The sequence below is a fragment of the Arsenicicoccus piscis genome, assembly GCF_022568835.1.
GTDB lineage: Bacteria > Actinomycetota > Actinomycetes > Actinomycetales > Dermatophilaceae > Arsenicicoccus > Arsenicicoccus piscis.
In genome coordinates this window covers 12473-25749 of sequence record NZ_JAKZHV010000005.1, presented here as the reverse complement: position 1 = coordinate 25749, position 13277 = coordinate 12473, and the positions used below count along the sequence as shown (strand labels likewise).

12 protein-coding genes are annotated in these 13277 nt (G+C 72.1%); 8 read left to right on the top strand and 4 right to left on the bottom strand.

Annotated features, from left to right (window positions below; translation table 11 throughout):
- Positions 1-20: 20 nt before the first annotated feature.
- Positions 21-1244, top strand: coding sequence for an MFS transporter (locus tag MM440_RS10455; protein WP_241444250.1), 1224 nt, complete (start codon positions 21-23; stop codon positions 1242-1244).
- An 83-nt stretch (positions 1245-1327) separates the two neighbouring features.
- The gene (locus MM440_RS10450) at positions 1328-2371 is read left to right on the top strand and encodes an NAD(P)-dependent alcohol dehydrogenase (protein ID WP_241444249.1); all 1044 of its coding nucleotides are present in this window, start codon (positions 1328-1330) and stop codon (positions 2369-2371) included.
- Here MM440_RS10450 and MM440_RS10445 read toward each other — a convergent pair.
- Positions 2349-3356, bottom strand: a complete 1008-nt coding sequence (locus MM440_RS10445; protein ID WP_241444248.1) for a hypothetical protein — start codon at positions 3354-3356, stop codon at positions 2349-2351. The two genes, MM440_RS10450 and MM440_RS10445, sit on opposite strands and share 23 nt — an antisense overlap.
- Positions 3357-3485: 129 nt before the next feature.
- Between MM440_RS10445 and modA the strand changes: the two genes are divergently transcribed.
- From modA to MM440_RS10415, 6 genes are all read left to right on the top strand, one after another.
- A complete protein-coding gene (modA, locus tag MM440_RS10440; RefSeq protein ID WP_241444247.1) occupies positions 3486-4361 on the top strand; it encodes a molybdate ABC transporter substrate-binding protein in 876 nt (291 codons plus the stop codon).
- Entirely contained in the window at positions 4339-5175 is an 837-nt protein-coding gene (locus MM440_RS10435) for an ABC transporter permease (protein WP_241444246.1), read from the top strand. The genes modA and MM440_RS10435 overlap by 23 nt, the downstream gene beginning before the upstream one ends.
- Entirely contained in the window at positions 5172-6257 is a 1086-nt protein-coding gene (locus MM440_RS10430) for an ABC transporter ATP-binding protein (RefSeq protein WP_241444245.1), read from the top strand. Before MM440_RS10435 ends, MM440_RS10430 begins: the two co-directional genes overlap by 4 nt.
- 177 nt (positions 6258-6434) lie before the next feature.
- On the top strand, positions 6435-6914 hold the full coding sequence (locus MM440_RS10425; RefSeq protein WP_241444244.1) for an SRPBCC family protein: 480 nt from the start codon (positions 6435-6437) through the stop codon (positions 6912-6914).
- Positions 6911-8329: an MFS transporter gene (locus tag MM440_RS10420; RefSeq protein WP_241444243.1), complete on the top strand. Its 1419-nt coding sequence runs from the start codon at positions 6911-6913 to the stop codon at positions 8327-8329. The genes MM440_RS10425 and MM440_RS10420 overlap by 4 nt, the downstream gene beginning before the upstream one ends.
- A gap of 58 nt (positions 8330-8387) precedes the next feature.
- On the top strand, positions 8388-8894 hold the full coding sequence (locus tag MM440_RS10415) for a universal stress protein (protein ID WP_241444242.1): 507 nt from the start codon (positions 8388-8390) through the stop codon (positions 8892-8894).
- Positions 8895-8933: 39 nt separating this feature from the next.
- Here the strand turns inward: MM440_RS10415 and MM440_RS10410 are convergent, their stop codons facing one another.
- The 3 genes from MM440_RS10410 to MM440_RS17360 form a co-directional block, all read right to left on the bottom strand.
- Positions 8934-9467, bottom strand: coding sequence for a DinB family protein (locus MM440_RS10410; protein ID WP_241444241.1), 534 nt, complete (start codon positions 9465-9467; stop codon positions 8934-8936).
- Positions 9467-11308, bottom strand: coding sequence for a dihydroxy-acid dehydratase (gene ilvD / locus MM440_RS10405; RefSeq protein WP_241444240.1), 1842 nt, complete (start codon positions 11306-11308; stop codon positions 9467-9469). The genes MM440_RS10410 and ilvD overlap by 1 nt, the downstream gene beginning before the upstream one ends.
- 174 nt (positions 11309-11482) lie before the next feature.
- Positions 11483-13255 (bottom strand): alpha/beta fold hydrolase, encoded by a 1773-nt coding sequence (locus MM440_RS17360; RefSeq protein ID WP_338155642.1) that lies wholly within the window; start codon positions 13253-13255, stop codon positions 11483-11485.
- Between the last annotated feature and the right edge of the window lie 22 nt (positions 13256-13277).

The window sequence follows — 13277 nt, the reverse complement described above, 5'->3', positions numbered from 1 at the left end:
GATCGGTCACACTGGGGCCCATGCCCCAACCCAGCGCCCCGCGCCCGACCAGGCCGGGACCGACCATCGGTGCCGGGGTCGCGCTGATCGCCGTCCTCGTCATCGCGGTCAACCTCCGCCCAGGTGCGACGACGGTCGGTCCGGTCCTCGCCGAGGTGCGCACTGGCCTCGGCATCGGTGCCGGACTCGCGGGCGTGCTCACCGCGCTGCCCGGCCTGTGCTTCGCGCTGGTCGGGGCACTCGCCGTCCGGATCGCCGCGCGGATCGGCGTGACCGCGGGCATCACGGCCGGTCTGGTCCTCATCGCGCTCGCGCTGGTGCTGCGCTCGCTCGTCGGCTCGGGGGTCGCCTTCCTCGCCCTCTCGGTGGTGGCGCTCGGCGGCATGGCCGTCGGCAACGTCCTGGTGCCCGCCTGGATCAAGCGGCACTCGTCCGACGGGGGACGACGGCTCATGACGGTCTACTCGGCCGGCCTGACGCTCGGCGGCTCGCTCGGGTCGCTCACCGCGGCACCGGTCGCGGCGAGCGCGGGCTGGCGGGCCGCGCTGGGCCTCTGGGGCCTGGTCGCCCTGCTCGCGGCGGCGCTGTGGGCGGTGCTGCTGATGCGCGAGCGGCGGGTCGAGGCGCCGGACCGGGCCGCGCCCGCGCAGTCGCCCCAGGCGCGGGTGCACCACTCGCGCGTCGTCGTCGGCCTCACCGGCCTGTTCGGGATCCAGTCGATGAATGCCTACGTGCAGTTCGGGTGGCTGCCGCAGATCCTGCGGGACGCGGGGATGGGCAAGGTCGAGGCCGGCTCGGTGCTCGCGTTCGTCGCCGCGCTCGGGGTGCTCGGCGGGCTGCTCATGCCCACCCTCATCGCGCGCTCGCGCGACCTCAGCTGGGCCATGTGGCTCTTCGGGCTGCTGCTCGCCGCCGGCTACCTCGGGCTGTTGTGGCGACCGGCCGAGCTGGCCTGGCTCTGGGCCACCCTGCTCGGCCTGTCCGGCTTCGCGTTCCCCATGGCGATCGCGCTGATCACCGCCCGCACCCGGCACCCGCGCACGACGGCGATGGTGTCCGGGTTCGTGCAGCCCACGGGATACCTGCTCGCGGCGGCCGGGCCGTTCCTCGTCGGCGTCGTCCACGACCTCACGCACGGCTGGACGGTGGTCCTGTGGCTGCTCGTCGCGAGCGCCGTCGCCATGGTGGCCTTCGGGCTGCGGGCCGCGCACCCGGTCTACGTGGACGACGAGCTGGCTCGCTGAGGCGCGCCGACGCTGCAACGCTCCTGTGCGAGAAGGATTCTCACCTTGGGGGTCTGTCAGTGCCTCGGCGTAGCGTCGGTGCCGTGACGACGACTGTTGCCGCCTACGCGGCACCCTCCGGTGGAGCTCCCCTCGAGAAGACCTCGATCGACCGACGTGACGTCGGCGCGCACGACGTGCTGATCGAGATCGAGTACGCCGGGATCTGCCACTCCGACATCCACACCGTCCGCGACGAGTGGGGCAAGCAGACCTACCCCCTCACGCCGGGCCACGAGATCATCGGCCACGTCAAGGAGGTCGGCTCCGACGTCACCCGTCACCAGGTGGGCGACGCCGTCGGGGTCGGCTGCATGGTCAACTCCTGCCAGGAGTGCGAGGCCTGCACCGAGGGCCTCGAGCAGTACTGCGTGAAGGGCAACATCGGCACCTACGGCGTCAAGGACAAGGACGGCACCATCACCCAGGGTGGCTACTCCACCCACGTGGTCGTCGACGAGCGCTTCGTCGTGCACGTGCCCGACGGCATCGACCACGCGGCCGCCACCCCGCTGCTGTGCGCCGGCATCACGCTCTACAGCCCGCTGCGGCACTGGGAGGTCGGCCCCGGGTCGAAGGTCGCGATCATCGGCATGGGCGGGCTCGGTCACGTGGGCGTCAAGATCGCCGCGGCCATGGGCGCCGAGGTCACCGTGCTGTCGCACTCGCTGGCCAAGAAGGACGACGGCCTGCGCTTCGGCGCCAAGAACTACGTCGCGACCACCGACGAGGACGCGATGAAGGCGCTGCGCGGCACCTTCGACCTGATCATCAACACCGTCTCGGTCAACCTGCCGATGGACGACTACCTCGCGCTGCTGCGCTTCGACGGCGTGCTCGTCGAGCTCGGCGCGCCCTCCAAGCCGCTCAGCGTGCAGGCGTTCTCGCTCATCGGGATGCGCAAGTCGCTGGCCGGCTCGTGCATCGGCGGCATCGCGGAGACCCAGGAGATGCTCGACTTCTGCGCCGAGCATGGCATCACCGCCGAGATCGAGCAGATCGGCGCCGACGCCATCAACGAGGCCTACGAGCGGGTCGTCGACTCCGACGTGCGCTACCGGTTCGTCATCGACGCGTCGACCTTCTGACGCGGGCCAGCACCTCATCACGCTCCGGACGGCCGGGCGCACCCTCACCGGTGCGCCCGGCCGTCCCGATCACGCCCTTCCCGATCACACCCACCCGCTGCGCCTCGTCGGCGTTGGTGAGCAGCCGGGCGAGCACGCGGCGGTCGGCCGGCAGGAACGCCCCGCTCATCGCGACGCCGTCCGGCAGCGCGACGACCAGCCCCTGGCTGTCCCGGGTCGGGCGCACCCAGACAGTGCCGGGCAGCGCCGCCTCGAGCTCGGGGTCCAGCCGGTCCGAGACGATGACCGCGCGGAACCCGCGACCGGTCCGGTGCGAGATCGAGGTCAGCTCCAGCAGCGTCCGGGTCCCCTGCCGCCCGCGGGCCGGTCCGCCGGGGCGGTGCGCCTGCCAGACCTGCCATCGCCCGGTGCGCAACGCCTGGCGCCACGCCAGCAGCTGCCGTGACGACCGGGTGATGAGCACGATCAGCAGCAGCAGCGCGGCGGGGAAGACGACGCCGCTCGTGGCCCGGACCGGCTCCAGGTCGGTCAGCCAGCGCACGCCCGGCACCCCCACCCGGCGCAGCAGGATGATCAGCGGCCAGAGCAGCACGACGATCACCAGCGGCAGCCGCACGCGCAGCTCCTCCAGCACCGCGCCCCACCAGGACCGTCGGGTGCGCTCCAGCGTCCACGCCGGCTCGGTGTCCGGGACGTAGACCGTGCTCGGCAGGTGCGAGGCGCTCCCCACCCACACCGGCGCTCGGCGCACCAGGTGCTCGATCTGGTCGTTGACCGGCCGGGGGCCCCACCGCCACGCCAGCCTGGGCGCCGCGGCGACCGTCGAGCCGATCGCCTGCCCGCCGTGGGTGATCCCCTGGACGAGCCGGCCGCGCCGGGTGCGCTCGCTGCGGCTCTGCTCGGACTCCGTGGCGTCCGACTGCAGCGCCCAGCGCACCGCGGCGAGCACGTGCCGCCGCCAGCGCCAGAGCGTTCGCCACCACATGGGGCCATTGTTGGGGTTTTGTCCCGGTCGTGCCCATCCGGCGCTGCGCCGGTCGCCCGTCAGACCTGTCCCGCGGGCCTGCGTGAACCTCCGGCTGACCGGCGCCGCTCCTCGGCTATCGTCGGAGTCGTGCGCCGCTCCCCCGCCCTCAGCCGTTCGCCGGGTCTCGACCGCTCCCCCGGCCGCGCCGTGACGACCGCCGCGATCGTGCTGGCCGGGCTGGGCCTCGCGGCGTGCGGCAGCGGCACCACCGACCGCCCCGCGGCCACCTCGGGGGGTGCCGCGAGCGCCGGCGCCGGGGCATCCGCAGCCGCGGGACCGGTGTCGGGTGAGATCACCGTGCTGGCGGCCGCGTCGCTCAAGGAGAGCTTCACCACCTTGGCCCAGCAGTTCGAGGCCGCGCACCCCGGGGTCACGGTCACCACGTCGTTCGGGGCCTCCTCGACGCTCGCCCAGCAGCTGGTCAGCGGCGCCCCGGCCGATGTGTTCGCGGCCGCCAGCGCCTCGACGATGCAGCGGGCCGTCCAGGCCGACCGCGTGGACACTCCGCAGACGTTCGCCGTCAACGAGCTGACCGTGGTCGTGCCGGCGGCGAACCCGGGGCACGTCACCGCCCTCGCCGACCTCGCGAGGCCCGACGTCACGGTCGCGCTGTGCCAGCAGGCCGTCCCCTGCGGCGCGGTGGCCGCTGCCGTGCTCGACCGGGCTGGGCTGCAGGTCACCCCCGTCACCCGCGAGGCCGACGTCAAGGCCGTGCTCACCAAGGTGCGCCTCGGCGAGGTCGACGCGGGAATGGTCTACGTGACGGACGCGAAGGCTTCGGGCGCGACGGTGAGGGCGATCCCGGTCGGCACCGGGGCGGTCGCGCAGGCCGCCGGCACGAGCTACCCGATCGCCACCGTCAAGGACTCGGCCAACCACGCGACCGCGCAGGCCTTCGCCGACCTGGTGCGCTCGCCGCAGGGGCGCGCCGTCCTCACCGATGCCGGCTTCACGGCGCCCTGACCCGACGGGGACGCGCGTCCCCTGGCCCCTCGGGATCCCGGCGGCCATCGGCGCGGCGATGCTCGTCGTGCCGTTCGTCGCGCTGCTCGTGCGGGCGCCGTGGACCTCGCTCGGCGACATCCTGGCGGGCCCCGAGGTCGCGGCGGCGCTGCGGCTGTCGCTGGTCTGCGCCACCCTGGCGACGCTCGTCTCGGTCGTCGTCGGGGTGCCGCTGGCGTGGTTCCTCGCCCGCTCGCGCTCGCGCCTCGTGCCGCTCGTGCGCGCCCTCGTCACCGTGCCGCTGGTGCTGCCGCCGGTCGTCGCGGGCGTCGCGCTGCTCATGGCGCTCGGCCGGACCGGGGTGGTCGGCCGGCTGCTGGACCAGTGGACCGGCATCACCCTCCCGTTCACGACCGCAGGGGTGGTGGTCGCCGAGACCTTCGTCGCCATGCCCTTCCTCGTCATCTCGGTCGAGAGCGCCTTCCGCGCCGCCGACCGCGGTCTCGAGCAGGCCGCCCGCACGCTGGGAGCAGCGCCGCTGACCGTCTTCCGCCGCGTCACGCTGCCCCTCACGGTGCCGGCGCTGCTGTCCGGGGCGCTGCTGTCGTGGGCCCGGGCGCTCGGAGAGTTCGGCGCGACCATCACCTTCGCCGGCAACTTCCCGGGTCGCACGCAGACCATGCCGCTCGCGGTCTACCTCGCGCTCGAGAGCGACCCGGACGCGGCCATCGCGCTGTCGCTGCTGCTGCTCGGGGTCTGCCTGGTCGTGCTGCTGTGCCTGCGAGGGCGCTGGCTGGGCGGTCTGGGCCACGGCGCCGCGGGTGAACTCCGTTGAGCGACCTGGTGTTCGACGGGTCCGTCGTCCGCGGCGACTTCGAGCTGGCGCTCTCCGAGACCTTCGCGCGCGGTCAGGTCACCGTGGTCCTCGGCCCCAACGGGTCGGGCAAGACCACTCTGCTGCAATCGATCTCAGGGATCACAGCTCTTACTCGCGGTCGGATCAGCCTGGGCGAGAACGTCTTCGACGACGTCGAGCGCGGCTACTACCTGCCACCCGAGGACCGACCGGTCGGGCTGGTCTTCCAGGACCACCGACTCTTCCCCCACCTCGACGCGGTCGACAACGTCGCGTTCGGCCCTCGTGCGCAGGGCGTAGACCGTGCGCAAGCCCGTCGCGCGGCGCGGGAGTGGTTGCGCCGCTTCGGGATCGAGTCGTTGGCCGATCACCGGCCTGCGCAGCTGTCCGGTGGCCAGTCGCAGCGGGTAGCCCTCGCCCGAGCGTTGGCGACGACCCCCGGGGTGCTGCTGCTGGACGAGCCCACCGCGGCGCTCGACGTGCGCACCCGATCGATCACGCGCACCGAGCTGCGCTCGCACCTGGACCAGCTCGACGCCGCCACGGTGATCGTCACGCACGACCCGCTCGAGGCCATCACCCTCGCCGACCGCCTGCTGGTGCTCGAGCACGGCAGGCTGACCCAGGCCGGCCCACCCGCCGAGGTGGCACGTCGGCCGCGCACGGACTACGTCGCGACGCTCGTCGGCCTGAACCTGCACGCCGGGGTGCTGCGCCGAGTCGGCCGCTCGACGACGCTCGACCTCAGCGAGCGCGGCTCACTGGTCGTCGTCGCGCCGGCCGAGATCGCCGCCGGCCACCGGGTGCTGGCCGCGATCCGCCCGTCGGCGATCGCCGTGCACACCGAGCGGCCCCAGCACGGCAGCGCCCGCAACCTGGTGGAGGGCAGCATCGAGTCGATCGAGACGTTCGGGGATCGCGTGCGACTCGCCGTCGACGCCCGACCGGACCTGCTGGTCGACGTCACACCGGCCGCGGTCGCCGAGCTGCAGCTGCGCCCAGGGTCGCCAATCTGGTTGTCGCTCAAGGCAACCGATATCGAGATCTACCCGCAGGACTGACCCGGCGTCAGCCTCGCGCCGAGCGTCGGTCGTGCCGGCCTCCACCGAATCGCGTCAGGAATCGCGTCACGAATCGCGTCAGTCGACTCGCCTCGCGCGGCAACCGGGGGCAATCTACCGCTGAGCCTATTCCGGCCCGGCACCCGCCGGGCCCCGTGGACGACTGCAGGGGTTGCCATGCCGAGCCAACAACGTGCCGACACCATGATCATCATCGAGCGCATGTTTGCCCAAGATGCCTCGACGCTGTTCCGGGCCTGGACCGAGCCGGATCAGATGGCCCGCTGGCGAGGGAGCCCGGGGTGGCACGTCGAGACCGACGGGCTGGTGTCCGAGCTGCGTCCCGGCGGTCGGCACCACCACGTCAAGGTGCGCGACGACGACCCCTCGGTCCGTGTCACCACCGACGCGATGTTCACCGAGTTCTTCGACCCGGACGTGTTCGTCGCCCTCCAGCAGATCAGCGGGGACCCCGAGATCGACCCGCAGCAGCGGATGGAGCTGCGCGTCGAGTTCGTCAAGACCGGTCGCGACGGCACCTTGGTGCGGATCATCCAAGGCCCCTACCCGCCGTCGATCGCCGACCAGCACTCGGCGGGCTGGGAGGCCGAGCTCGGTCGTCTGGAGACCTACCTGGCCGGGGGTGGCGCGCGATGAGCCAGGCGACCAGCACCTCCATGAACGAGCACGGCGGCACCAGCGCCGGGCGCACGGTCGTGCGCGCGAAGCCGCTGATGAGCATGCGGCAGATCCTGCTGATGAATCTCGGCTTCTTCGGCATCCAGTACTCCTTCGGGATGCAGCAGACCGCGATCAACCCGATCTACACCTATCTCGGGGCGTCCCCCGAGGAGCTGCCGCTGCTCAACCTCGCCGGCCCGATCACCGGCCTGCTGATCCAGCCGATGATCGGCGCCTGGTCCGACCGCACCTGGCACCCGCGCTGGGGTCGGCGCAAGCCGTTCTTCATCGTCGGTGCGATCGGCTGCAGCATCTGCCTGTTCCTCTTCCCCTTCGTCTCGGCCATCTGGATGGCGGCGCTGCTGCTGTGGCTGCTGGACGCGAGCAACAACACGGCGATGGAGCCCTACAAGGCCTTCATCGCCGACCGGCTGCCCCCCTCGCAGCTCGCTAAGGGCTTCCTGGCGCAGTCCTTCTTCGCCGGCCTCGGCATCACGCTCGCCAACCTGTCGCTGGTCGTGTTCCAGTCGATGATCTCGGGCGCCATGGCGTCCGGCATCCCCTACTGGGTCGTCGGCGCCTTCATGCTCGGGTCGGTCTGCTCCATCGCGACCGTGCTGGTCAGCGTCCTGTCGACGGCGGAGCTCCCGCCGAGCGACGAGGAGCTCGCGGCGCTGCGCGCGGAGAAGCACGGACCCGGTCGGATGATCTCGGAGATCAGGGAAGCGATCGTCGACATGCCGGTCGAGCTGCGCAAGCTCGCGCTGGTCTACTTCTTCCAGTGGTTCGCGATGAACTGCTACTGGCAGTTCATCACCTTGTCGATGGCACAGTCGATCTGGGACGTCGACCCCCATGCCGAGCACCTCGCGAGCAACGAGGGCTACACCCAGGCGACGGCATGGACCGGGATGGTGAACGGCTGGTACAACATCGTCACCTTCATGGTGTCGTTCGCCCTCGCCAGCGCCGCTCGTCGCCGCGGCGCGAAGCTGGTCCACATCGCCGCCCTGCTGTGCGCCACCGTCGGGTTGCTGATCGTGCCCCACCTCGACAACAAGTGGTTGGTGCTGGTGGCCATCACGGGCCTCGGCATCGCGTGGGCGTCCATCCTCGGCGTCCCCTACATCATGGCGGTCCGGATGATCCCGTCCACCCGCTACGGCGTCTACATGGGCATCATCAACATGATGATCGTCATCCCGATGCTGATCCAGACCGTGAGCTTCAGCTGGATCTACTCCCACCTGCTGGGCAGCAACCCGAACAACGCCATCACCTTCGCTGCGGTGTTCCTCGGGCTGGCCGCGGCCGCCATGCTCTGGATCAAGGAGCCGCCGATCGTGCGCGACGTCGAGGATCTGTCGACCCAGCTGCCGGCGGCCCACTGATGCGCCCCGCAGGATGCCCCCGATCGACAGGTCCCGAGCCGGACGGAGAGACCACCCCATGATGACGACCTACCGCACCATCGTCGTCGGCACCGACGGCTCCGCGCTGGCCGCGCCGACCGTCCGCCGGGCTGCCCGGCTGGCTCAGCTCGAGGACGCCGACCTGGTCATCGTGTGCGCCTGGAGCGGGCTGCTGCGCCGGGCCGAGGCGAAGTCCACGTCGACCCTCGGGCTGGACCCGGCCGCCGGCGACGTCCGCGGCAGGTCGTCGGCCAGCCAGGCACTCGCGGACGCCGTCGGCGTGGCCCGCGAGGTCGGGGCGACCACGTCCGCGGCCCTGCTCGTCGAGGGTGACCCGGCACAGGCCCTGATGTCGACCGCCGAGGACCGACATGCCGACCTGATCGTCGTCGGAGCGATCCGCGACGTGTCCATCGCCGAGCGCCTGCTCGGCACGGTCGCCACGGACGTCGTCCGCGGGGCGCGCTGCGACGTGCTGGTCGTGCGCCCCACCGACGCGCAGCTGCAGGGTGACCAGGTCGTCCCCGAGGACGTGGCTCTCTGAGCGACGCTTCGGGTAGTGATGTCAGGCCAGGCTGCGACGTCAGGCGCTGACGTCGACCAGGTGGTGGTGGACGTCGTGGATGAAGTAGCGCGCGAAGGTCTCGATCGTGAAGACGGAGCCGTTGCTGCGCCGACCGGGTCGCTGCCACTGGTCGCCGGTCACCTGGTCGAACAGCGCTGCGGTGGCCTCGCCCTCGCGGGTCAGCTCCTCGGCGACCCGAGTCGGGTCCTGCGTGAAGTACTCCCCCTCCACGGCCGCCAGGTCCTGGTCCCAGTCGTCGAAGGTCGGGTCGTCCCGGCTCAGCATCAGCTCCAGCCGACCCCGGAAGACGCGCGAGGTGTCGCGGGCGTGAGACGCGTATTCCAGTGGCGACCAGACGTCTTGGGCCGGACGCACGTGGATGTCGTCTGCTGCCAGTCGTGCTCGCCAGCGCGGCAACGAGTCACGCAGCAGCGCACCGGTGCTCGCCACGTCGAACGACGGCTCGAAGCCGCACTCGGCGCAGCCGTCGGTGATGACGAAGGTCCAGTCCTTGGTGTCCGGCTCGATCCGGTCCGGCTCGGTGGGTGTCATCAGTCGACCTTCCGTGCCGCGCCCTTGTCGGCGCTCTGGGCGAACCGGGCAAAGATCTTCAGCGCGGCCGAGACCTGGCGGTCGCGGTCACGCGGGACCCAGCCGAGCGTGGCCTGCTCGGCCCTGCGCCGCTCGAGCTCGTCGTCGGGCACCATCAGCTGCACGCGGCGCTCGGGGATCGAGAACTCGATGACGTCACCGTCGCGGACCAGTCCGATCGGGCCGCCGGACGCGGCCTCCGGCGACACGTGCCCGACCGAGAGACCGGACGAGCCGCCGGAGAAGCGTCCGTCGGTGATGAGCGCGCACTTCGGGCCGAGGCCCACGCCCTTGAGGTAGGACGTCGGGTAGAGCATCTCCTGCATGCCCGGCCCGCCCTTCGGCCCCTCGTAGCGCACCACGACCACGTCGCCGGACTGGATCTGCCCGCCGAGGATCATCGAGACCGCCTCCTCCTGCGACTCCGCGACGCGCGCCGGCCCGGAGAACGACCACTGGTGCTCGGGCACGCCGGCCGTCTTGACGATGCAGCCGTCCGGCGCGAGGTTGCCGTGCAGCACGGCGAGGCCGCCCTCGGAGCTGTAGGCGTGGTCTACGGACCGGATGCAGCCGTGCTCGGGATCGGTGTCGAGGCTGGCCCAGCGGTTGGTGGTCGAGAAGGCCTCGGTGGTGCGCACGCCACCGGGAGCGGCGTGGAACAGCTCGGTGGCCTTCTCGGTGGTGCGACCGGAACGGATGTCCCAATCGCCCAGCCAGTCATCGAGATTCGCGGAGTGGACCGACCGCACGTCGCGGTTGAGCATGCCGCCGCGGTCGAGCTCGCCGAGGATCGCCGCGATGCCGCCCGCGCGGTGCACGTCCTCCATGTAGAACTGCGTGGTGTTGGGCGCGACCTTGCACAGGCACGGCGTCTCGCGCGAGAGCGCGTCGATGTCGTGCTGGTCGAAGTCGACCTCGGCCTCCTGGGCGGCCGCGAGCAGGTGCAGGATCGTGTTGGTCGAGCCGCCCATGGCGATGTCGAGGCGCATGGCGTTCTCGAACGCCGGCTTGGTGGCGATCGCCCGCGGGAGCACCGACGCGTCGTCACCCTCGTAGTACTGCCGGCACAGGTCGACGACGAGCCGACCGGCGTCGAGGAAGAGCTCCTTGCGCGCGGCGGCGGTCGCGAGGGTCGAGCCGTTGCCCGGCAGCGAGAGGCCGAGCGCCTCGGTGAGGCAGTTCATCGAGTTGGCCGTGAACATGCCCGAGCAGGAGCCGCACGTGGGGCAGGCGTTCTGCTCGATGGTCGTGATGTCCTCGTCGGAGACCGTGTCGTCGACCGACTTGATCATCGCGTCGATGAGGTCCAGGCGCGTCTGCGCAGTGCCGTCCTCGCCGATGATCGCCTTGCCGGCCTCCATCGGACCGCCGGAGACGAAGACCGTGGGGATGTTGAGGCGCAGTGCCGCGAGCAGCATGCCGGGCGTGATCTTGTCGCAGTTCGAGATGCACACGAGCGCGTCGGCCTGGTGGGCGTTGACCATGAACTCGACCGAGTCGGCGATGATCTCGCGGCTCGGCAGCGAGTAGAGCATGCCCGAGTGGCCCATCGCGATGCCGTCGTCGACCGCGATGGTGTTGAACTCGCGGCCCACTCCCCCGGCCTCGGCGATCGCGCCCGCGACCAGCTGGCCCATGTCCTTGAGGTGCACGTGGCCGGGCACGAACTGGGTGAACGAGTTCGCGATGGCGACGATCGGCTTGCCGAAGTCGCCCTCACCCATGCCCGTCGCCCGCCACAGGGCGCGGGCCCCGGCCATGTTGCGGCCATGGGTCGTCGTGCGGGAGCGGAGCTGCGGCATGGTGCGGTCCTTCCGAGTCGGTGCGTCCTCCCCACGGTAGACCTCCTGCCTGGGCCTGGCGCTCGGCCGTCAGTGCGCGAGACGGCCGGCCGGGTGGCGCGGGGGGGGGGGGGGGGGAGGCGCCGCGCGCGGGAGCCGCTCGGCGGGCGGAGCGCCCGCGCCACGCACGACCGCTCAGCGAGCGAGGCGCTCGTCCAGCCAGCCGATCAGGTCTGCAGTGACCTCGTCGCGGTTGGTCTCGTTGAACACCTCGTGCCGCGCGCCCGGATAGAGCCGCACGTCGACGTCGCGCAGCCCGACGCGGCGCAGCTGGTCGGCCACCTGGCGCGGCCCCTTGCCGAAGTCGCCGACCGGGTCGTCGCCGCCGCTTAGCAGCAGCACCGGCAGGCCCTGGGGGACGCCGGCCAGCCGTCGGTCGTCGCTGATCCGACCCACGCCGTCGAGCAGGTCGGCGAAGAAGCGGGAGGTCCCGATGAACCCGCACGCCGGGTCGGCGACGTAGCGGTCGACCTCGTCCTCGTCGCGCGACAGCCAGTCGAAGTCGGTGCGGTTGGGCGCGAACCGCTTGTTGTGGCCGCTGAAGGTCATCGAGTCCAGCACGGTGCTGCGGTGACGCGGTCCGCGCACCCGCGTCTCCGCGAGCGCGAGCGCCAGCCCGAACCGGCGCACGGGGCCCGGGTCGCCCGCCGTGCCGGAGAACACCGCGCCGGCGAGGTCGCGGCCGTGCTCGAGGACATAGGTGCGGGCCAGCAGCGATCCCATGCTGTGGCCGAGCAGGACCACCGGCAGCCCCGGGTGACGCTCCTTGATGGTGGCCGTGAGGGCGACCAGGTCACCGACGAGCAGGTCCCACCCGTCGCGGTCGCCGAAGAAGCCGTAGTCGTCCGGGCTCGCCGCCGTCTCGCCGTGGCCCCGGTGGTCGTCGGCGTAGACCGCGTAGCCCGCAGCGGTCAGCGCCTGCGCCAGCCGGGCGTAGCGGCTCGCGTGCTCCGACATGCCGTGGGCGAGCTGGACGACCGCCTTCGGCCGCCCTGGTGGCAGCCAGACGTGGACGTGCACCGGCGTCCCGTCGGTGGCGGTGACCGTCAGGGTGCTGGCGGTCATGGTTGAGGTGGTCGGGGCGGTGGCGGCTGCCGGGTCGGTCGCCTCGGCGTCGACCTCGCCGGCCTCGGCGCGGCGGGCGCGCAGCAGCAGGTCGGTGTGGTGGTGGGCGCCGGCGCCGCCCTCGATCCGGCGCGGCCGGCGGCCCTCGCCGTCGATGGTCCAGGCGTCGGTGCTGGCCGTCGCGTCGGTGGCCGTGCCGATGGTCGCGTCGGCCGCGTCCGGGCGGATCAGGGCCAGCACGTCGTCCACCCCGACGTAGTCGTCCGGGTCGAATCCCCGCTCCAGCGCGTGCTCGCGGTCGATGTCGGCGTGCTCGACCCACAGCAGCGTGCCGCCCGGGGCGACCGCCGCCAGCGCGGCCCGCTCGGCCAGCCGCTCGGAGGTCTTGCGCAACGCCGGGTAGAACGCCGTCACCAGGTCGAAACCGCCGACGGGGACGTCCGCCTCGGTCAGCCCGGAGTGCACCCAGGTGACGTGCACCCCCGCCTCCTCGGCGGCCGCGCGGGCGCGGGCGATCGCGACCCCCGACACGTCGAGGGCGGTCACCTGCCAGCCACGCCCTGCGAGCCAGATCGCGTCGGCGCCCTCACCGCACCCGATGTCCAGCACGCGACCGGGCGCGAGGTCAGCGATTTCGTCGACCAGCGCACCGTTGGGCCGGCCACTCCACACCTGCTCGGCGTAACGCTCGTCCCACTCCTGCTCGGACCCCGGCACGCTGCCGTGCTCGTGCTGACCGTCTCCGTGCTGACCGTCCCCGTGCTTGCGGTCGTCGTGCTGGGGGTAGTCGTGCTGGTCGGGCTCGTCCGGCTTGTGCCCAGATCCGTGCTCCTCGGTGCTCACTGGCCTACTCTGGCACGCCCGA

Excerpts from the sequence above, each read along its gene's own strand:
- MM440_RS10455 (WP_241444250.1), top strand. The coding sequence starts at position 21 with ATGCCCCAACCCAGCGCCCCGCGCCCGACCAGGCCGGGACCGACCATC.
- MM440_RS10445 (WP_241444248.1), bottom strand. The coding sequence starts at position 3,356 with ATGTGGTGGCGAACGCTCTGGCGCTGGCGGCGGCACGTGCTCGCCGCG.
- MM440_RS10435 (WP_241444246.1), top strand. The coding sequence starts at position 4,339 with ATGCCGGCTTCACGGCGCCCTGACCCGACGGGGACGCGCGTCCCCTGG.
- MM440_RS10425 (WP_241444244.1), top strand. The coding sequence starts at position 6,435 with ATGCCGAGCCAACAACGTGCCGACACCATGATCATCATCGAGCGCATG.
- MM440_RS10420 (WP_241444243.1), top strand. The coding sequence starts at position 6,911 with ATGAGCCAGGCGACCAGCACCTCCATGAACGAGCACGGCGGCACCAGC.
- MM440_RS10415 (WP_241444242.1), top strand. The coding sequence starts at position 8,388 with ATGATGACGACCTACCGCACCATCGTCGTCGGCACCGACGGCTCCGCG.
- MM440_RS10410 (WP_241444241.1), bottom strand. The coding sequence starts at position 9,467 with ATGACACCCACCGAGCCGGACCGGATCGAGCCGGACACCAAGGACTGG.
- ilvD (WP_241444240.1), bottom strand. The coding sequence starts at position 11,308 with ATGCCGCAGCTCCGCTCCCGCACGACGACCCATGGCCGCAACATGGCC.